Origin of the sequence: Streptomyces sp. NPDC102490 (assembly GCF_044765285.1) — a bacterium.
Taxonomy (GTDB): Bacteria; Actinomycetota; Actinomycetes; order Streptomycetales; family Streptomycetaceae; genus Streptomyces.
In genome coordinates, this window is the sequence record NZ_JBIWJU010000008.1 from 1 (window position 1) to 21,093 (window position 21,093).

The 21,093-nt window shown below is 71.9% G+C and carries 5 protein-coding genes and 2 pseudogenes; 5 read left to right on the plus strand and 2 right to left on the minus strand.

From position 1 onward, the window contains the following. Both ACIRGB_RS19180 and ACIRGB_RS19185 read right to left on the minus strand, forming a co-directional pair. Positions 1-2,153, minus strand: a 2,153-nt coding sequence (locus tag ACIRGB_RS19180) for a type I polyketide synthase (protein WP_403866064.1), incomplete at its 3' end; no start/stop codon positions are given. A 105-nt stretch (positions 2,154-2,258) separates the two neighbouring features. Then, positions 2,259-2,789: a pyridoxamine 5'-phosphate oxidase family protein gene (locus ACIRGB_RS19185; RefSeq protein WP_403866066.1), complete on the minus strand. Its 531-nt coding sequence runs from the start codon at positions 2,787-2,789 to the stop codon at positions 2,259-2,261. A 375-nt stretch (positions 2,790-3,164) separates the two neighbouring features. Here ACIRGB_RS19185 and ACIRGB_RS19190 point away from each other — a divergent pair, with 375 nt between their 5' ends. From ACIRGB_RS19190 to ACIRGB_RS19210, 5 genes and pseudogenes are all read left to right on the plus strand, one after another. Next, complete coding sequence (locus tag ACIRGB_RS19190; RefSeq protein ID WP_403866069.1) at positions 3,165-14,978, plus strand: SDR family NAD(P)-dependent oxidoreductase; 11,814 nt, start codon at positions 3,165-3,167, stop codon at positions 14,976-14,978. Positions 14,979-15,032: 54 nt separating this feature from the next. Further along, complete coding sequence (locus tag ACIRGB_RS19195) at positions 15,033-19,124, plus strand: type I polyketide synthase (protein ID WP_403866072.1); 4,092 nt, start codon at positions 15,033-15,035, stop codon at positions 19,122-19,124. A 71-nt stretch (positions 19,125-19,195) separates the two neighbouring features. Beyond that, positions 19,196-20,026: an SAM-dependent methyltransferase gene (locus ACIRGB_RS19200; protein ID WP_403866075.1), complete on the plus strand. Its 831-nt coding sequence runs from the start codon at positions 19,196-19,198 to the stop codon at positions 20,024-20,026. A 111-nt stretch (positions 20,027-20,137) separates the two neighbouring features. Beyond that, positions 20,138-20,807 (plus strand): annotated as a pseudogene (locus ACIRGB_RS19205) (DDE-type integrase/transposase/recombinase); the annotation flags it as partial. Continuing rightward, positions 20,798-21,016 (plus strand): annotated as a pseudogene (locus tag ACIRGB_RS19210) (IS701 family transposase); the annotation flags it as partial. The pseudogenes ACIRGB_RS19205 and ACIRGB_RS19210, both read left to right, overlap by 10 nt. Between the last annotated feature and the right edge of the window lie 77 nt (positions 21,017-21,093).

The following is a 21,093-nucleotide window of genomic DNA, read 5'->3' on the forward strand; positions in this document are numbered from 1 at the left end:
CCCTCGACCGCAGACCCCTCCCCCGACACCACCACCGACCCCGGACTGTTCACCGCCGCGATCGACACCCCACCACCCGACTCAGCCACCACCGGTGCCACCACATCCTCACCCGCGGCAACCGCCACCATCACCCCACCCGGCGCCAACCCCTGCATCAACCGGCCCCGCGCACTCACCAACACACACGCATCCGCCAGCGACAACACCCCCGACACATGAGCCGCAGCAACCTCCCCCACAGAATGACCCGCCACAAAATCCGGAACCACACCCCACGAACCGAACAACCGGAACAACGCCACCTCAACCGCGAACAACGCCGGCTGCGCAACCTCCGTCGAATCCAACAGCCCCCCAGCACCCTCCTCACCGAAAACAGCCGCCCTCACCACCGGATCCAGCAACTCACACACCTGATCCAAGGCAGCCGCGAACACAGGGAACAGCCGATACAACTCCCGGCCCATCCCGACCCGCTGCGAACCCTGTCCGGTAAACACCACCGCCACACGGCCCGGGCCGGCCACACCGGACACACACCCCGCCCCGGCCCCACCCCCGGCAACAACCCCCAACCGATCCAGCAACTCCTCCCGCCCCGACGCAACCACCACCGCCCGATCCCCATGCACAGCACGACCAACCGCCAACGAATACGCAACATCCGCCAACACCACATCCGGCCGCTCCACCACGAACGACCGCAACCGAGCAGCCTGACCACACAACCCCCCCGACCCACGCCCCGACAACACAAACGGCAACACCGCCGGTGCCTGCCCGGAGTCCGCCTTACCGGTCTCCGGTTCCCTGCGCGGCACCGTCGAGGCGGGCGGGGCATCGCTGAGGACCAGGTGGCAGTTCGTGCCGCCCATGCCGAAGGAACTGACGCCGGCGATCAGCGGGCTGTCGGCCGATTCCCATGAACCGAGGTCCTGCTGCACTCGGAGATTGAGCTCGTCCAGCGCGATCTCCGGGTTGGCCAGCTCGTAGTTGAGACTGGCCGGGAGTTCGCGGTGACGGATCGCCATCGCCACTTTGATGAGGCCGGCGATCCCCGCGGCTGCCCCCAGATGCCCCAGGTTCGTCTTGACCGATCCGACGGACAGCGGTCGCGTTCGCGGCCGGGCGGAGCCGACGACGGCACCGAGCGCGGAGGCCTCGACGGGGTCGCCGGCGGGTGTTCCCGTTCCGTGCAACTCGACGTACTGGAGTTGCGCGGCACTGATTCGAGCGCGCTCGTGAGCGCGGCGCAGGGCGTCTTGTTGTGCGAGCTCGTCGGGCTGGGTCAGGGCGTGCCCGTTGCCACCGTGGTTCACGGCGCTCCCAAGGATTACGCACTGGGGAGTGTCACCGTCGGCCAGGGCGTCCTCGAGCCTCTTGAGCACGACGAGACCGCCGCCTTCGCCCGGCACATATCCGTTCGCGCGAGCGTCGAAGGTGTAGCAGCGGCCGTCCGGTGACAGCGGACCCCAACGGTCCGCGATGTCCACGGACTCCGGCAGCAGGTTGAGCTGCACGCCGCCCGCGACGACGAGGTCCGACTCGCCGGTGAGCAGGCTCTGGCAGGCCAGGTGAACGGCGACCAGCGATGACGACTGACCGCTGTCGATGCCCACACTGGGCCCGTGCACGTCCAGGAAGTGGGAGAGCCGGTTGGCGATCAGCGAACGTTCGGTGCCGGGGTAGGTGTGCCGGGTCGCCGCACTGGCACCCTCGCGGTGCACTAGGTGGGCGTAGTCGTCGGCGAAGGCGCCCACGAAGACACCGAGTCGGCCGCCGCGCACGCTGTCCGGCACGATCCCCGCGTCCTCCAGCGCCTCCCACCCCAGCTCCAGCACGAGTCGCTGCTGCGGGTCGACGGACGCCGCCTCGCGGGCGGAGATACCGAAGAACTCGGCATCGAACTCGTCGACGGCGTCGAGGAACCCGCCCCAGGGGGGCGCAACCGTCCTGTTCGGGCCGCGTCGTCCGGGCGGGCGCTCGGTGATCGCGTGGCGTCCCGCGGCCAGGAGGCGCCACAGTTGCCGAGGCCCGTCGGCGCCGGGGAAACGGCAGGACGTACCAACCACCGCGATATTGCCGTCTTGGGCCCGGACATCCACCCGGATCGTCCCCTTCCACGTTCGAATCGCGTCTTGCAGGGCCACGGCAGAGAGCGTCATTCACCGTGGGTCGTCAGAGGACAACGGGGGTTGTAAGAGGGCCCGTAGGCACAAGGAACAGGCCTGGAACGGCTTGCCTGACGGCCGATCTCAGTCGGTCAGGACCGCGGGAAAGTCCCACCTCGTCGCGGACTCCCATCCGGCAATTCCCGCCCAGCCGTAGACCCGTTCGGGATTCAGCCGAAACACGGGAGCGCTCTGACCGAAACGCGTGTGGACGCGATCCTCGCTCACTGTGAGTTCCCAGTCGTATTTCGCCCCGACACCTTCGGCGAGCACGTTGATTTCGTTGTCTCCGAGCACTCGGGAGCAACTGCCCTCTATCATCACGACGTCCTCGCCGACCTGCAGGTTCACGGAGGCCCGCGGGTTGGTCTTCAGGAATTCGCCGGAGCGGTTCTGGCTCGAGAACCAGAAGGTGTTCTGCTCCCAGACACCCCACAGGGGCCTACTGTGCGGGCGCCCGTCCGGGCTGGTGGTGACCAGCCAGTAAGTGGCCGCGGACTTCAGCAGATTCTCCGCCCAGCTCCACGGTTGTGTCGGCCCCGGCGCGGTCTGACGGAAGATGAATGCCGGCGTCCCCGTCGGCTTCTCCTTGTTGTCCAACACCTCGGCAGTCATGCTGCTGTCCCTTCGCTCGTCCGCTGCGGGCGACCAGCGAGACGCACCGGTCTGGCTTTCGCGATTCATGCTCGCAGTGCGACTGCGACAACGACACCCCGAAAATCCGCGCGCCGACCGGGAGGGCGACTAGGGGGATTAGGGGGTGCCCGCGACGACGTGCGTAAGAGCATGGTTGTTCACGCGACCGCCCAGAGGCGGTTCTGATCGTGCTCCCACTCAAGCCTTTTCGGCGCAGCTCTTCGCCGGACCGCCGGACCACCGGCCTCAGCAGACGCCTGCCACGTGTCCAGGCATGACAAGTCCGGGGTATGCCGGACCACTCCGGGGTCCCACGGGCCACTGGAACAGACAGAGACAGATGGGGTTGCTCGTATGGAGAACGAGGACAAGCTTCGCCAGTATCTCAAGTTGGTCACGAGCGACCTCTACCAGGCTCGCAAGAAGATCACGGAGAGGGAGGCCCAGGACACCGAGCCGATCGCCATCGTCTCGATGGCGTGCCGCTTGCCCGGCGACGTCTGGTCGCCGGAGGACCTCTGGGAGCTGGTCTCCAGTGGCACCGACGCGATCGGCGACTCGCCGACCGACCGCGGCTGGGACATGGACAGCATCTACGACCCGGAGCCCGGCAAGCCCGGAAAGACGTACACCCGCCAGGGCGGCTTCATGTCCGGCCTGGCCGACTTCGACGCGGACTTCTTCGGCATCTCCCCGCGCGAAGCTCTCGCCATGGACCCGCAGCAGCGGATCGTCCTCGAAGCCGCCTGGGAGTCGTTCGAACGTGCCGGCATCGACCCGGAGACCCTCCGCGGCACCGAGACGGGTGTGTTCATCGGCTCCAACACCCATGACTACGTGCCGTTGACCGTCACGGCCCCCCGCGAGGTCGACGGCTATCTGCTGCTGGGCAACGCACCCAGCGTGCTCTCCGGCCGCGTCGCGTACACGTTCGGCCTCGAGGGCCCCGCTGTCACCGTCGACACCGCCTGTTCCTCCTCGCTGGTCGCGATGGACTATGCCATCCGGGCCCTGCGCCGCGGCGAGTCCACGATGGCTCTGGCCGGCGGCGTCGCGTCGATGTGCTCGCCCCTGGTCATGGTCGACTTCAGTCGACAGCGCGGCATCGCGCCCAACGGCCGGTGCAAGGCGTACGCGGACACCGCCGACGGCACCGGCTGGTCGGAGGGGGTCGGCCTGGTCCTGCTGGAGCGGCTCTCCGACGCACAGGCCAACGGCCACCCGGTGCTTGCCGTCATCCGTGGTTCGGCGATCAACCAGGACGGTGCCTCCAACGGTCTGACCGCTCCCAACGGTCCCGCCCAGCAACGGGTCATCCAGGCGGCGCTGGCCGACGGCCAGGTCCCGATGGAGCAGGTCGACCTGGTCGAGGGGCACGGCACCGGCACCCGGCTGGGCGACCCGATCGAGGCGCAGGCCCTGCTGGCCACCTACGGCCGCAAGAAGAAGAACGGCGAGCCGCTGTGGCTGGGCTCCCTGAAGTCGAACGTGGGTCACACCCAGGCGGCCGCGGGCGTCGCCGGTGTGATCAAGGTGGTGATGGCCATGCGCCACGGCGTTCTCCCCAAGACGCTGCACGTGGACGAGCCGACGCACGAAGTGGACTGGTCGGCCGGCGGCGTCGAGGTGTTGACGGAGAACCGCCCGTGGCCGGAGAACGAGTGGCCGCGCCGGGCAGGTGTGTCATCGTTCGGGATGAGCGGTACCAACGCGCACGTCGTCATCGAGGAGGCGCCCGCGCCGGAGGCGGTCGAGGCCGAGCCGGTGAGCGCGCAGCCGACCGCCTTGCCCTTCCTCCTCTCCGCCCGTACTCCGCAGGCCCTGGCCGGCCAGGCGACGCGGCTGCGCGACTGGCTCGCCGAGGAGGATGTCGCCCTGCTCGACGTCGCGAAGTCGCTCGCGCTGCGCCGTGTGACGTTCGAGCACCGCGCCGCCGTGGTCGCGGGCAACAAGGAGGACCTGCTCGCGCAGCTCGACCTGCTGGCCGGCGGCGGCAGCGGTGCCACGGCGGTCGTCGGCACCGAGTCCCGCGGTCTCACCGCGGTGATGTTCCCCGGACAAGGCTCGCAGCGCACCGGCATGGGCTCCCAACTCGCCGCCGCGTTCCCCGTCTTCGCCGCGGCGTACTCGGAGGTGCTGGGGTGGCTCGACCCCGAGCTGCCGCGGATCATCGCCGAGGGCGGCCCGATGCTGGATCGGCCCGAGTACGCCCATCCCGCGCTGTTCGCGGTCGAGGTGGCGCTCTACCGGCTGGTCGAGTCGTGGGGGCTGCGCCCCGACCACCTGCTCGGTCAGTCCTGCGGGGACATCGCGGCGGCGCACGTCGCGGGTGTGCTGTCGCTCGAGGACGCGGCCACCATGGTCACCGCCCGGGCACGGCTGATCCAGACCTCGGCCGCCGGTGTGATGGTCTCGGTCGCGGCCGGCGCCGACGTGGTGGAGCCGGTCATCGCCGACTTCGAGGGCGTGTCGCTCGCCGGAATCAACAGCCCCGGTTCAGTCACCGTCTCGGGGCTGAAGGGCCCGGTCGAGACGGCCGTGGCGCGACTGACCGAGCTCGGCCACTCGTGCCGCACGCTGCGGGTCGGCGTCGCGGGCCACTCGGTCACGATGGAGCCGATCCAGGCCCAGTTCCGGGCCGTGGTGGAGACGTTGACCTATTCGCCCCCGTCCATCCCGCTGGTGGTGCCCGCCGAGGTGCTGTGCACCCCCGAGTTCTGGGTCCGGCAGATGCGCGAACCGGTGGACCTCGTAATCGGCGTGGCCCGGCTGCGCGAGCGCGGCGTCACCCGACTCGTCGAACTGTCGCCCGCCGCGTCGATGAGCAGCGACGTACGCAAGTGCTACGGCGACGAGTCGGTGGTGGTCACGCCGACCCTCCGCAGCCGACGCGACGAGGTGGAGTGCATCGCCGTGGCCATGGCCACCCTGCACGCCGCCGGTGTCGAGCTGGACTGGGCCGCCTTCTTCGCCGGCACCGGCGCGCGAAGTGTCGACCTGCCCACCTACGCGTTCCAGCACGAACGCTTCTGGCTGGAGACCAGCCACGTCGGAGGGCACGACCTCGGTTCGGTCGGCCTGCGCTCGGTGGACGCCCCGCTCCTGGGCGCCGGCGTCTCGCTCGCCAACGACGGTGGTTTCCTGTGCACCGGCCGGCTGTCGCTCTCCGCCCAGCCCTGGCTCGCCGACCACGCCCTGTTCGGCCGCACCCTGCTGCCCGGCACCGCGTTCGTCGAGTTCGCGCTGCGCGCGGCGGACCAGGTCGGCTGCGAGCTCGTCGAAGACCTGACCATCGAGGCTCCGCTGCTGCTGGAGCGGGGCGGCGTGGCGCTGCAGATCGTGGTCGGCGAGCCGGAGGAGTCCACCGACCGGCGATCGATCACCGTCTGGTCGCAGCAGCAGGACCCGGACTCCCCCGACACCGAGGCGGCCTGGACACGGCACGCCGGCGGTTTCGTCTCGGGGACCGCCGGCGTACGCCGCGACGACCCCGAGATGGCCGAGTGGCCGCCCGCCGGTGTCGAGGAAGTCGAACTCGGCGACTTCTACGAGACCTTCGCCGCGGCCGGGTACGGCTACGGGCCGGTGTTCCGCGGGCTGAAGGCCGCCTGGCTGCGTGACGGGGAGGTCTTCGCCGAGGTGACGCTGCCCGAGCACGTGGGCGACGCCGACGCGTACGGCATGCACCCCGCCCTGCTGGACGCCGCGCTGCACGCGATCGCGGTCACCGGCACCACCGAGGGTGTCGTCCCCTTCGTGTGGTCGGGCGTCCGGCTGCACGCCGTCGGAGCCTCCGCGCTGCGCGTACGGCTGACTCCGGTGGGGACCGACACGGTGGCACTGCTGGTCGCCGACGGGACCGGCCGCACGGTGCTGTCCGTCGACTCGCTGACCTTGCGGTCCGCCACCGCGGAGCAGATCGCCGAGAGTACCTCCCAGGCCCACGGCCCCCTCTACGAGATCGAGTGGGTCCCCGCCGGTGAGGCCGAGGCCTCGTCGCCCGCCGTCTGGGCGAACCTGGGCGGCGGCGCGCCCACGACAGGCACGGCGTACGACGGCTTCCCCGCGCTGCAGGCCGCCCTCGACGCCGGGGGCGAGGTGCCCACCGTGGTGCTGGCCGCTCCCGGTCCCGACCACGACCACGACGTGGCCGCGAGCGTGCACTCGGGTGTCAACCGGATGCTGGAACTGGTGCGCCACTGGCTGGCCGACGAACGGCTGGCCGCCTCACGGCTGGTCCTGGTCACCCGGGGCGCGCTGGCAACGTACGAGGGTGAGCACGTCCGCGACCTGACCGGTGCGGCCCTGCACGGCCTGTTCCGCTCGGCGCGTGCCGAGAACCCGGGCCGGCTCGTCCAGGTCGACCTCGCGCCCGGCGAGCCCGACACGGCCGTGGAGGCGGCGCTCGGCGCCGGGGAGGACGAGGTCGCCGTACGCGCGGGCACGACCCTGGTGCCGCGCCTGCTCAAGGTCTCCCCCTCGACGACGCTCACCGTGCCGGCGGAGACGGCCGCCTGGCGCCTGTCCGCCCCGCACCCCGGCACTTTCGACGGGCTCGCACTGATCGAGTCGCCGGAGGCGGTCGCGCCGCTGGCCGAGGGCGAGGTGCGGATATCCGTCCGGGCCGCCGGCCTGAACTTCCGGGACGTCATGTCCACCCTGGGCCTGGTCCGCGGTCAGGAAGTGCTCGGCGGCGAGGCGGCCGGAGTGGTGACCGAGGTCGGCCCGGGAGTCACCGGTCTCGAGCCCGGAGACCGGGTGATGGGCCTGTTCTTCGGACCGTTCGGGCCGGTGGCCGTGGGCGACCACCGGATGGTGGTACCGATCCCGGACGGGTGGTCGTACCTGCAGGCCTCGACCGTCCCGATCACCTACCTGACCGCGTACTTCGGGCTCGTCGACGTGGCCGACCTGCAACCCGGCGAGTCCGTGCTGGTCCACGCCGCCGCCGGTGGCGTCGGCATGGCGGCCGTGCAGCTGGCCACCCATCTGGGTGCCGAGATCTTCGCCACCGCCGGCCCCGCCAAGTGGGCGGCCGTTCGCGAGCTCGGCATCCCCGGCGAACGCGTCTCGAACTCCCGCACCGCACAGTTCGAGTCCGATCTGCTCGGCGCCACCGACGGCCGCGGCGTCGACGTGGTCCTCAACTCGCTCACCAACGAGCTCGTGGACGCCTCGCTGCGGCTGCTGCCGCGCGGCGGCCGGTTCGTCGAGATGGGCAAGACCGACATCCGCGACGCCGACTGGGCGGCCGAGGCGTTCCCCGGTGTGCGCTATCAGGCGTTCGACCTCCTCGCAGTGGCGCCCGAACGGGTCCACGAGATGTTGACCGAGCTGCTGGACCTGTTCGGCCGAGGCGCTCTGACCCTGCCTCCGACCACCACCTGGGACGTCCGCCGGGCCCCGGACGCGCTGAGGTTCCTCAGCCAGGCCCGGCACATCGGCAAGATCGCCTTGACCGTCCCGGTGCCCGTCGATCCGGCCGGGACCGTGCTCGTGACCGGCGCCTCCGGCGCACTAGGCGGCCTGGTCGCCCGGCACCTGGTCGCCGAGCACGGCGTGCGCAACCTCGTGCTGGCGAGCCGGCGCGGCCCGGATGCCCCCGGCGCCACCGAGTTCGCCGCCGAGCTGACCGGGCTGGGCGCGTCGGTGACGACAGCCGCCTGCGACGTCTCCGACCGCGCATCGCTGCTCGGGGTGCTGGCCGCGATCCCCGCCGAACATCCGCTGACGGCGGTCGTGCACATCGCGGGCATCAGCGACGACGGTGTCGTCGGCTCACTGACGACCGAGCAGGTGGACACCGTGCTGCGTCCCAAGGTGGATGCCGGCTGGCTCCTCCACGAGCTGACCAAGGACCTCGACCTCTCCGCCTTCGTACTGTTCTCCTCGGCCGTCGGAGCGTTCGGCGCCCCGGGCCAGGCCAATTACGCCGCCGCCAACGCGTTCCTGGACGCTCTCGCCCGGCACCGCCGTGCGCTGGGGCTGCCCGCCGTCTCGCTCGACTGGGGCCTCTGGGCGGCCACGAGCCACATGACGACCTCCCTGAAGGAGGCCGACTGGGAACGGATGGCACGCGCCGGTATCAAGCCGCTGTCCGACGAGGAAGGCCTGTCCCTCTTCGACGCGGCCCTCACCGTCGGGGCCCCGGTGCTGCTGCCGGTCCGGCTCGACCTGGCCGCGTTCCGCGGAGAGGCGCCGCCCCTGCTGCGCAACCAGGTCTCCGGGCGGGTGCGGCGTGCCACCGTCGCGAGTGGCGGCGGTGCCGGCTCGTGGACCCGCCGTCTGCTCGCCCGGCCGCCGGCCGCCCGGCACCGGATCGTCCTGGACGCTCTCGCCGCCGAGACCGCGGCGGTGCTCGGGCACGCGTCGGCGTCGAAACTCTCGCCGGACCGGACGTTCAGGGACATCGGCTTCGATTCGCTGGCCGCGGTGGAGCTGCGCAACCGGATCACCGCCTTCACCGGCCTGCGGCTGCCCGCAACGGTGGTCTTCGACCACCCGGACCTCACTTCGCTGACGGACTACGTGCTCGGCGAGGTGGTCGGCGCCGGCTCCTCCGCGTCGGCGGCACTCGCGCCCGCCCCGGCGGACACCGGCGGCGACGCGATCGCCATCGTCGGCATGGCCTGCCGCTACGGCGGCGGGGTCGACTCGCCGGAGGCGTTGTGGGCCATGGTCGAGGAGGGGCGGGACGCCGCCACGGAGTTCCCGTCCGACCGCGGCTGGAACCTGGCCGAGTTGTTCGATCCCGAGCCCGGCCGCCCGGGCACGACCAACGCCCGGGCGGCCGGCTTCCTGCACGGAGCGACCGAATTCGATCCCGAGTTCTTCGGCATCTCACCGCGTGAGGCCACCGCGATGGACCCGCAGCAGCGTCTGCTGCTGGAGTCGGCGTGGGAGGCGTTCGAGCGTGCCGGTATCGATCCAGTGGCGCTGCGCGGCACGAAGACCGGCGTGTTCGTCGGCCTCAGCGCCCATGACTACGGCAACCTGCTCGCACTCGAATCGCGCGGTCTCGACGGCCACCTGCTGACCGGGACGGCGCCCAGCGTGGCCTCGGGCCGCATCGCCTACGAGTTCGGCCTCGAGGGCCCCGCGCTGACGGTCGACACCGCGTGTTCGTCCTCGCTGACCACGCTGCACATGGCGGCCCAGGCGCTGCGGACCGGTGAGTCCGACCTCGCGCTGGCCGGCGGTGTGGCCGTGATGTCCACGCCGGTGGTGTTCCAGGAGTTCGCGCTGCAGGGCGGCCTCTCCGCGGACGGCCGCTGCCGGGCGTTCGGCGCGGACGCGGACGGCACCGGCTGGGCCGAGGGCGTCGGACTGCTCGTACTGGAGCGTCTGTCGGACGCACGCCGCAACGGCCACCAGGTCCTCGCGGTGGTGAAGGGCTCCGCGGTGAACCAGGACGGCGCCTCCAACGGGCTGACCGCGCCCAACGGCCGCTCGCAGCAGCGGGTGATCCGAGAGGCGCTGACCAATGCCGGTGTCTCCGCCGCTGATGTGGACGTCGTGGAGGGCCACGGCACCGGCACCAGGCTCGGCGACCCGATCGAGGCGCAGGCGCTGCTGGCGACGTACGGGCGGGAGCACACCGAGGAGACCCCGCTCTGGCTCGGCTCCCTGAAGTCGAACCTGGGCCACGCGCAGGCGGCCGCCGGCGTGGCGGGGGTGATCAAGATGGTCCAGGCGCTGCGGCACGGCCTGCTGCCCCGGACGTTGAACGCCGAGGAGCCCACCCCGCACGTGGACTGGTCGGACGGTGCCGTGAAGCTGCTGACCGCGGCACGGGAGTGGCCGGAGCGCGACCGCCCCCGGCTCGGTGCCGTCTCCGCGTTCGGAATCAGCGGCACCAACGTGCACGTGGTGCTGGAACAGGCACCGGAGGAGCCGGAGGAAATGGAGGGGCCACCTGCTCCGCCCGCCCCCGGTCAGGTACTCGCGCAGTCCGTCAAGCCGTTCGTCCTCTCGGCTCGCGGCGCGGCGGCACTGCGCGATCAGGCGGCCAGGCTCGGCGCCCACCTCGCCGAGCACCCGGAGGTGGACCTCGACGCCCTCGGCCGCTCGCTCGGCGGCCGGGCCACGCTGGAGCACCGGGCCGTGGTGCTCGCCGAGGACCTGGGCGCGCTGACCGCGGGGCTCGCGGCGATCGCCGGCGGCGCGACGGAATCCCACGAGGACGTAGTGCTGGGCAAGGGCGGCGACACGAACCAGCCGGTCTTCGTCTTCGCAGGTCAGGGTGGCCAGTGGAGTGGCATGGCCCTCGATCTCTGGAACAGCAGCCCGCTGTTCGCCGACGCCATGACCGAGTGCGACGCGGCGCTGGCGCCGCACGTCGACTGGAACGGCGCCTCGCTGTCGGACGTCCTCAGCGGCGCTCCGGGCGCGCCGAGTCTGGAGCGGGTGGACGTGGTGCAGCCCGTGCTGTTCGCGGTGATGGTGTCCTTGGCACGGCTGTGGCGGTCGCTCGGGGTCGAGCCGGCCGCGGTGGTCGGTCACTCGCAGGGCGAGATCGCGGCGGCCGTGGTGGCCGGTGTCCTCACGCCGGCCGACGGCGCCCGCATCGCCGGACTGCGCTCGCGCTTGATCGCCGGCCTGACCGAGCGCGGCGGGATGGGCTGGATCGGCCTGCCGGTCGCCCGGGTCCGGGAACGGCTCGCCGACTACCCGGGGCTCGGCGTCGCCGCGGTCAACGGGCCGCGGTCGGTGGTCGTCTCCGGCGCCGCCGACGAACTGCGGAGCCTGTGCGCGGCGCTCGCGGCCGAGGAGGTCCCGGTGCGCACGCTCCTGGTCGACTACGCGTCGCACTCGAACGCGGTGGAGGAGCTGCACGCCGAGCTCGTCGACGCGCTGGCCGACATCGTGCCCGCGGAGGCGGAAGTGCCGTTCTACTCCACGGTCACCGGCGGTCGGGTCGACGGCACCGAACTGAACGCCGACTACTGGTACCGCAATCTCCGGGAGACGGTGCGGTTCAGCGAGGCCGTCGAGGCTCTTCTGGACGACGGGCACAGCTGCTTCGTGGAGCTGAGCGCGCACCCGGCCCTCGTCGACGCGGTCGAGGCGGTGGCCGAGGCCCGGGACGCCGAGGTCGCCGCGTCGTGGTCGTTGCGGCGCAACGGCGGGGACGTCGCGTTCACCCGCTCCCTGGCCACGGCCTTCGTGCACGGGGCAACGGTCCGCTGGGGGAAGGCGTTTCCCGCCGGTGGCCGAATCGACCTGCCCACTTACGCGTTCCAGCACCGCCGGCTGTGGGTCGAGCCCGCCGGCGCGGTGACCGCGAGCGCCGCCGACTTGGGGCTGGCGTCCGCCGATCACCCGCTGCTGGGCGCCGCCGTGGAACGCGCCGGCGAGGACCAGGTGCTCTTCACCGGCAGGTGGTCGCTGGCGACCCATCCGTGGCTGGCCGACCACGTCGTGCTCGGCACCCTCCTGCTGCCCGGAGCCGCCTTCGTCGAGCTGGTCACCCACGCCGGGCGCCACGTCGACTGCGCCCGCTTGGAAGAACTGGCCTTCCAGGCGCCGCTGGTGCTCCCGGAGAAGTCGGGGGTGGCGGTGCAGGTTGCGGTCGGCGCCGCCGACTCCACCGGTCGGCGTCCGGTCACGGTGCACTCGCGGCGCACCGGGTCGGGCGCCGACAGCAGGTGGATCCTGCACGCGGAGGGCACGCTCGCCCCCGTCGGTACCGGCCCGGTGCCGGGCGACCTGAGGGTCTGGCCGCCGGCCGGCGCGGAGGCAGTCGATGTGACGGGCCTCTACGCGCGGCTCGCCGAGCGCGGATACGCCTACGGGCCCGCCTTCGCCGGCATCCGTGCGCTGTGGCGGGACGGCGAGGACATGTACGGCGAGGTCGCGCTGCCGGACACGGTCCGTGCCGAGGCGGGGCGGTTCGGCCTGCACCCGGCGCTGCTGGACGCCGCCCTGCAGGTGCCGGTCGCCGGACTGATCGACAGCGAGAGCGAGGCGGTGATGCCGTTCTCCTGGAACGGCATCACCGTGCACACCCGGGGAACGAGCTCGCTTCGGGTCGCTTTCCGGCGCAACGGCTCCGACTCCTCCACGATGCTGCTGACCGACGGCGCGGGCGACCCCGTCGCCTCCTTCGACTCCGTCGTCGCGAGGCCGGTCAGTCGTGCACAGCTGCGGAGCGCCGTGAACGCCGCGGCCGACACGGACGCCGACGACGGGAACTACCGCGTCACGTGGCGCGCGCTGCCCGGCGGCACGCGTACGCCGATCGACGGTACCTGGCTGGCGGTGGTCCCCGAGGGGCAGCCGGCCGAGGGCTGGGCCTCGGAGACCGTGCGCCGCCTCGCCGCCCACGCGCCGGACCTGGTGACCTGGGCAGTACCGTGCGGCAGCCTCGACCGGGCGGCGCTGGCCCAGCGGCTCCGCGAACTCGCGGCGAACGGCACGGGCCCGGTCGGAGTGCTGTCGCTGCTGGCCGAGGACGAGACCCCGTGCGAGGACGCGGCGGCACTGCCCCAAGGGCTCGCGGGCACGGTGGTGCTCACCCAGGCCCTGCTCGACGCCGAACTCGACGCCCCGGTCTGGGCGGTTACCCGCGGTGCGGTGGCGGCCGGTCCCCAGGACCGCATCGGCTCGCCCACCCAGGCGCTGGTCTGGGGGTTCGGGCGTGTCGCCGGCCTCGAACACCCGCGGCTCTGGGGCGGCCTGATCGATCTGCCGGAGACGGTGGACGACCACGCGGTCGCCGAACTGGCCGGTGTGCTCGCGGGCATTGGAGAGAACGAGGTCGCCGTACGCTCCCGGGCCGTCCTGGCCCGGCGTCTGGTCAGGGCGGCGGCGCCCGACCAGGAACCGCCCGAGTGGCGGCCGCGCGGTACCGTGCTGGTGACGGGTGGCACGGGTGGCCTCGGTGCCGAAGTGGCCCGTTGGCTGGCCGACCGCGGTGCCGAACATCTGGTGCTTGCCAGCCGCAGCGGTGCCGAGGCGGCCGGGGCCCGGCGTCTGGTCGAGGAGCTGGCCGCCAGGGGCGTCTCGGTCTCGGTGACGGCCTGCGACGTCACCGACCGGGCCGCCGTGGTCGAGTTGCTGGCCTCCGTTCCGGCCGAGCGCCCGCTGACCGCGGTCGTGCACGCCGCGGCCAGCCTCGACGGCGGGGCGATCGCCGACACGACGCTGACCGAGTTCGGCGACACCTTGGCCGCCAAGGTGCTCGGTGCGGCGCACCTCGACGAGCTGCTCGACCACGACAGCATCGAGACGGTGCTGCTGTTCGGCTCCATCTCGGCGACCTGGGGCGTCGGCAACCAGTCCGCGTACTCGGCCGCCAACGCCTACCTCGACGCCCTGGCGCGGGAACGGCACGACCGCGGCGGCCGCACCGTCTCGGTGGCGTGGGGTCCGTGGGAGGCCGGAATGCTGGCCGGGGACGAGGAGATGGCCGACTCGCTGCGCCGCGGAGGTCTGCCCCTGCTGCCGGTGGAATCCGGTCTGGCGACCCTGGACCGGATCGTCAGCGAGGACGAACCGTGCCCGGTCGTCGCACGAGTCGAATGGGCCCGGTTCCATGCCCGCTTCACCTCGCTGCGGCCCAGCCCGCTGCTGGCCGACCTGCCGGACGTCCGCCGGCTGCGGACGGCGGAGTCCCCGGCCTCGGCCGAACGCGGCGCGGCCCTCATCGAGAAGCTCGCCGCGCTGCCGGAGGAGGACCGGGAACCGGCCGTGCTCGATCTGGTCTGCACGCACGTCGCGGCCGTGCTCGGGCACGACTCTCCGGAGGAGGTCGATCACAAGCGGGCCTTCAAGGACGTCGGCTTCGACTCGATGATCGCGGTCCAGCTGCGCAACCGGCTCAACGCGGCGACGGGGTTGCGGCTGCCGGTGACGCTGGTCTTCGACTACCCGAATCCGACGATCCTGGCCTCGTTCCTGCGCTCCGAGGTGGCCGCCGCCGTGCCGTCGCCGACGGATGCGGCACTGGCCGAGTTCGACCGGCTGGAGGCGTCGCTCTCCGCACTGCCGACCGAGGAGACGGAAGTGCGCGACGTGCTCGTCGGCCGGGCGCGAGACCTGCTGAGCCGGCTCTCGGGCCCGGCGGAGACGGCGAGCGCCGAGGGCGACGTGGCGACACTGACGGCGGCCTCCGACGACGAACTGTTCAGTTTCATCAACACGCAGCTCGGCCGCCGGGACGAGTGATCCCCGTACGCACGTGGAACGTGCCGGGGCGTCGGACGAGAGGTCGAGGAGCAGATGGACGACAACGATCACAAACTGCGGCACTACCTGAATCTGGTCACAGCAGACCTCGTACAGGCCCGCAAGCGGTCGGAGGAGCTGGAGCGGCGGGTCGGCGAGCCGATCGCGATCGTCGGCATGGCATGCCGCTACCCGGGCGGCGTGCGCTCGCCGGAGGATCTGTGGGAGCTGGCGGTCACCGGGCGGGACGCGATCACCCCGTTCCCCCAGGACCGGGGCTGGGACCTCGACTCGCTCTACGACCCCGACCCCGGTCGCCCGGGTACCAGCTACACCCGGGAGGGCGGCTTCCTGACCGACGTCGCTGATTTCGACGCGCAGTTCTGGGGCATCTCGCCCCGTGAGGCCACCGCCCTGGATCCACAGCAGCGGCTGCTGCTGGAGACGTCGTGGCAGGCCCTGGAGAGGGCCCGGATCGATCCGCACTCGCTGCACGGCAGCGAGACGGGGGTGTTCGTGGGCCCGAGTGTGACCGACTACGCGGCCCTGTTGGCGCGCTACCCGGCCGGTTTCGAGGGGCTCCTGCTCGGCGGACTGGCGGGAGCGATCATCTCGGGCAGGATCTCCTACCTTCTGGGGCTGGAGGGTCCGGCGGTGACCCTCGACACCGGCTGTTCCTCGTCGCTCACCGCCCTGCACCTCGCGGCGGGAGCGCTGCGCGCCGGGGACTGCTCACTCGCCCTGGTCGGTGGCGTTTCCGTGTTGGCCACGCCGGGCTCGTTCGTCGAGTTCAGCACCCAGCGCGGGCTCGCCCCCGACGGCCGGTGCAAGTCCTTCGGCGACGCCGCGGACGGTACGGCCTGGGCGGAGGGTGTCGGCATGGTCGTTGTCGAGCGGCTTTCCGACGCCCGCCGCCACCGGCACCCGGTGCTGGCGGTGCTGCGCGGCTCGGCCATCAACCAGGACGGGGCGTCGAACGGGCTGACCGCGCCGAGTGGGCCGTCCCAGCAGCGGGTGATCCGGCGCGCGCTGGCGGCGGCCGGGCTCACGTCCTTGGACGTCGACGCCGTCGAGGCACACGGTACCGGCACGACCCTGGGCGACCCCATCGAGGCTCAGGCGCTGCTGGCGACGTACGGGCGTGGCCGGCGATCCGGTCATCCGCTGTTCCTGGGGTCGCTCAAGTCCAATCTGGGCCACAGCCAGTCCGCCGCCGGAGTGGGCGGTCTGATCAAGACGGTGATGTCGCTCCGGCACGGCACGCTGGCACCGACGCTGCACGCCGACCCGCCGTCCACCGAGGTCGACTGGACGGCCGGCGACATCGAACTCCTGCAGGAGCCGCGGTCGTGGCCGGATACGGGGGACCGGCCGCGGCGTGCGGCGGTCTCCGCCTTCGGCATCGGCGGTACCAACGCGCACGCCATCCTCGAAGCGGTGCCCGAGGACGACGCCGGAAGGGAGGGCGACGGCGTAGCGCACCGCACGCTCGCGGCCGTTCCCTGGCTGGTCTCCGGCCGCACGGCGGCCGGGATGCGCGCCCAGGCCGCGCGGCTGGCCGCCTTCCTGACGGACCGGGCCGAGCCGGCCGACCCCACCGACGTCGGATACTCGCTGGCCACCACGCGCGCCGCCCTGGACAGCCGCGGCGTCGTCGTGGCCGCCGACCGGGGCGACCTGCTCGCCGGACTCGGCGCACTCGCCGGGGGCGCACCGCACGCCGCGGTCACGACCGGCACCACCGGGCGCGGACGGCTGGCCTTCCTGTTCACCGGCCAGGGGGCGCAGAAGCTGGGCATGGGCCGCGAGCTGTACGCGGAGCACCACGTCTTCGCCGAGGCGTTCGACGCCGTCTGCGCGCACCTTGACGGTCCGCTCGGCCGTTCGCTGCGTGACCTGACCTTCGCCGGGGACGACCCGCTGGACCTGCTCGACCGCACCGGTTTCGCCCAGCCGGCCCTCTTCGCCGTCGAGACCGCGCTGTTCCGGCTCGTCGAGTCGTGGGGTGTACGCCCGGACTTCGTCGCGGGGCATTCCATCGGCGAGGTCACTGCCGCGCACGTGGCCGGGATACTGTCGCTCGAGGACGCCTGTGCGCTGGTCGCCGCCCGAGCCCGCCTCATGCAGGACATGCCTCCCGGCGGCGCGATGGTCGCCGTCCGTGCGGCCGAGGAAGACATCCTGCCGATGCTCGATCAGCTGACCGGCCTCGTGTCCGTGGCCGCGGTGAACGGTCCTGCCTCGGTGGTGCTCTCCGGCGACGAGAAGACACTCGCCACGCTGACGGCGACGCTCACCGAACAGGGTCTTAGCCCGCGCGGACTGCGGGTGAGCCACGCTTTCCACTCACCGCGGATCGACCCGATCCTGGCCGGCTTCCGGTCGGCGATCGAAAGCCTCTCGTACGCCGCGCCGCGCATCCCGATCGTGCCGCTCGCACCGGGCGGGGCGGACCGGGGCGAGCGGATGCGTTCGGCGGACTACTGGGTCACCCAGGCCCGTGAGGCGGTGCGGTTCCACGACGGTGTCGTGCGCCTGAGCGAGGCCGGTGTCACCACCTTCCTGGAGCTCGGGCCGGGCGGGGTCCTCGCCGCACTCGGCCGGGACTGCCTGCCGCCGGCCGGTCCGGGCATGCCCGAGCGGGCTTTCGTGCCGACGCTGCGTCAGGGCCGGGCCGAGCCCGCCGCGCTGCTGGACGCGGTGGCTGCCCTTTTCGTCCGCGGGGTGCCGGTCGACTGGCGCGCGGTCTACGCGGGCACCGGCGCCGCCCAGATCGACCTGCCCACCTACGCCTTCCAGCGCCGCCGCTACTGGCTGGTCGATCACCTGCCGACCGGGGCGAGTCTGCTGGCCGACCAGGGGGTCGGCGGCGGGACGGGCGCCCCGCTGGCGGACGCGGTGACGGCCGAGACGGTCCCCGGGGTCCCCTCCGTACGCGTCACGATGGCCGATCGCCCGCGTCAGGAGTGGGCGGAGATCCTGCTCGCCGCGGTGCGCGACCAAGCGGCACAGCTGATGGGCTACGACGCACCCGAGGACGTGGACCCCCATCGGGGCTTCGCCGAGCTGGGCTTCGACTCGCTGACCGCAGTCTGGCTCACCGAGCGCCTGAGGGCCGTCACCGGGCTGGAGCTGTCCCGGACACTGGTCGTCGACTGGCCGACGCCGCACGCCGTGGCGACACATCTGGCCGACCGGTTCGCCGCGCTCGGCGACCTCGAAACACCACCGGCCGCCCCCGTCGCCGCACCGGCGCGCCCGACGCCGACGGGCGCGGACCGGGCGACGCCGCCCGCGACCGATCCGCTGCCGGTCCTCTTCACCCAGGCGTGCGCGCAGAACCAGGTGAAGGACGGGTTGGAGCTGTTGGCCGTCGCCGCCCGGATGCGCGTGGGTGCCGGCTCGCCCCGTATGCGGGAACCGGTCAGGTTCTCCCAGGGGTTCGCGGGTCCGACCCTGGTCTGCGTCCCGTCCGTGATGGCTCCCTCCAATGTCTACCAGTACGCTCGGACGGCCGACACGCTGCGCACGACGCACAACATGGCCGTGCTGTCGTTGCCGGGCTACGCCGACCACGAGTCCCTTCACCGCACCCGGACCGATCTGGTGGCTGCGGTCGCCGAGACGGTGCTCTCCCACGTGACCGGCCCCTACGTTCTCGTCGGATACTCCTCCGGCGGCTGGATCGCACACGCGGCTGCCGCCCGGCTCAAGAGTCTCGGCACCGCACCGGAGTCACTCGTGCTGCTGGACAGCCACCTGCCGGGCAGTACGGGTCTGGCCGAGATCCAGTCCGGCCTGCTCGGCGACGCGTATGCCGAATGGACCGCGACGCAGCCGCCACGCGGCGCCGAACTGACCGCGATGGCACACCACCTCCAGTTGTTCGACGACTGGGCACCGACCGACATCGACGGCGTGTCGACACTGCTGCTGCGTGCCACCGGACGCATGGGCGGCCAGCCCCGCACGGGCGAGCACTGGCGGGCCCACTGGGGCCCCGACCATGACGCCATCGACGTGCCCGGCACCCATCTGAGCATGATCGACGAACACGCCGCGAGCACCGCCTCGGCGATCAGCGGCTGGCTGGCCCGGCGGCCCTCCCGTCCCCGGCACACCGACTCGATCAGGCAAGCCCCGTGACCGATACACGCCAGTGGAACCGCCCCGCGTGCGCACACGCGGCTACTGATCACCCCATGGAGAAGAAGGACATGACTGACCACATGGATACCCAGCCGGAGCGGGTCTCGGACTTCTACGACGTGTTCACCCACATGTTCCTGCGTTTCTGGGGTGAGAACTTCCACTACGGATACTGGCTTTCCGACGAGGACGACAGTTCCGTGGACGTCGCCACGGATCGGCTCACCGACGTGCTCATCGAGCAACTGGGGCTGCGGCCCGGCCAGCGGATGCTCGATGTCGGCTGCGGTATCGGAACGCCCGCGCTCCGCCTGGCCGGTACGGTCGAGGCGGACATCACCGGCGTCACCATCAACTCGGGACAGGCGCAGGAGGCCAATGCCCGGGCCGCGGTGGCGGGTCTGTCCCATCGTGTCCGGTTCGATCACGCCGACGCGATGGCGCTGCCCTATCCGGACGCCTCGTTCGACGCGGCCTGGGCGTTCGAATCGCTCCTGCACATGGAGCGTTCCCGCGCGCTGGCGGAGCTGAAGCGGGTGCTGCGCCCCGGCGGCCGCCTGGTGATCGCCGACACCTGCCAACGCGAGCCGATCAGGCCGGAGTACCAGGACGTACTCGACGACGCGAAGGGGAAGTTCGCCATTGTCGAGCTTCCCGGAATCGACGACTACCGGGCCCTGATCACCGGCGCGGGCCTGGAACTGGACGAGTTGCTGGACGTCAGCGAGCACACCAGGCGCACCCTGCGGATCATGGCCGATGGCGCGAGCGAGCACCGCGGCTCCCTGGAGGAGCAGTTCGGCGATGCGGCCCGGCAGTTGATCGAGGTCCTGGTGCACCCGGTCTCCACGCTGCCGGAGTTCGGCTACCTGGTGGCCACGGCGCACAAGGCGCCGTGAGCGCGTCGCCGGCCGTCGAAGCGGGAGCGCGGCCGGGCTCGGAGGCCGCCGGATCGGCCGATCACTCGCCAAGCGCTCCGCCGCACCGAGCTTCGCGAGCGTGCGGCGCGCATGGTCGCGGAGATCCGCCCCAACTACCCCACTGAGTGGGCCGCGATGAAGGCGGTCGCCGCGAAGCTGGGCATCGGGGCCGCCGAGACGGTGCGGACCTGGGTCCACAAGGCCCAGGTCGACGCCGGCCATCGCCCCGGTGCGACCTCGGAGGAGGCCGCGGAGATCAAGCGGCTGAAGGCCGAGAACGCCGAGCTGCGGAGAGCGAACGAGATCCTCAGGGCGGCCTCGGCTTTCTTCGCTGCCGAGCTCGACCGGCCATCGAAGCGCTCGTAGCGTTCATCGACGAGCACCAGCAGGTGTTTGGAGTCGAGCCGATCTGCAGAGTCCTCACCAGCCACGGACTCAAGATCGCGACGAGCACCTAGAAGGCATACCGGTGGCCCGCTGTACCGTCGCCCGGCTGATGCGCGTCCTCGGCCTCCAGGGCGTCCGCCGCGGCCGCGGCATCCGCACCACTGTCCGCGACGACGGCCACGACAGGGACGATGACCTGCTGCAACGCGGCTTCACCGCCTCGCATCCTAACGAGCGATGGGTCGCCAACTTCACCTACGTGACCACCTGGTCCGGGATCGTCTACGTCGCCTTCGTCGTCGACGTGTTCTCCCGGGCGATCGTCGGCTGGTCCGCGGCCACCAGCAAGCGGGCCAAGCTCGTCCTGGACGCATCGCTTACTACCTCGCCTACGCACCCGCCGGCCCCGAGGTTGCCGAGCTGGCCCGGATCGCCGGCAGCCGGTGGGCGATCGAGGAGTGCTTCCAGGCAGCGAAGAACGAATGCGGCCTGGATCAGTACGAAGTCCGACGCTATCCGGGCTGGTACCGGCACACCACCCTCGCCATGCTGGCCCACGCCTTCCTCGCGGCCATGTCCGCCACCGCAACGACGGCAAGGGGGGTCTCAGAAACGGTTCCGGTGACCTTGCACCCCTCACCGTGGCAGAAGTCCGGCGG

Excerpts from the sequence above, each read along its gene's own strand:
- ACIRGB_RS19185 (WP_403866066.1), bottom strand. The coding sequence starts at position 2,789 with ATGACTGCCGAGGTGTTGGACAACAAGGAGAAGCCGACGGGGACGCCG.
- ACIRGB_RS19190 (WP_403866069.1), top strand. The coding sequence starts at position 3,165 with ATGGAGAACGAGGACAAGCTTCGCCAGTATCTCAAGTTGGTCACGAGC.
- ACIRGB_RS19195 (WP_403866072.1), top strand. The coding sequence starts at position 15,033 with ATGGACGACAACGATCACAAACTGCGGCACTACCTGAATCTGGTCACA.
- ACIRGB_RS19200 (WP_403866075.1), top strand. The coding sequence starts at position 19,196 with ATGACTGACCACATGGATACCCAGCCGGAGCGGGTCTCGGACTTCTAC.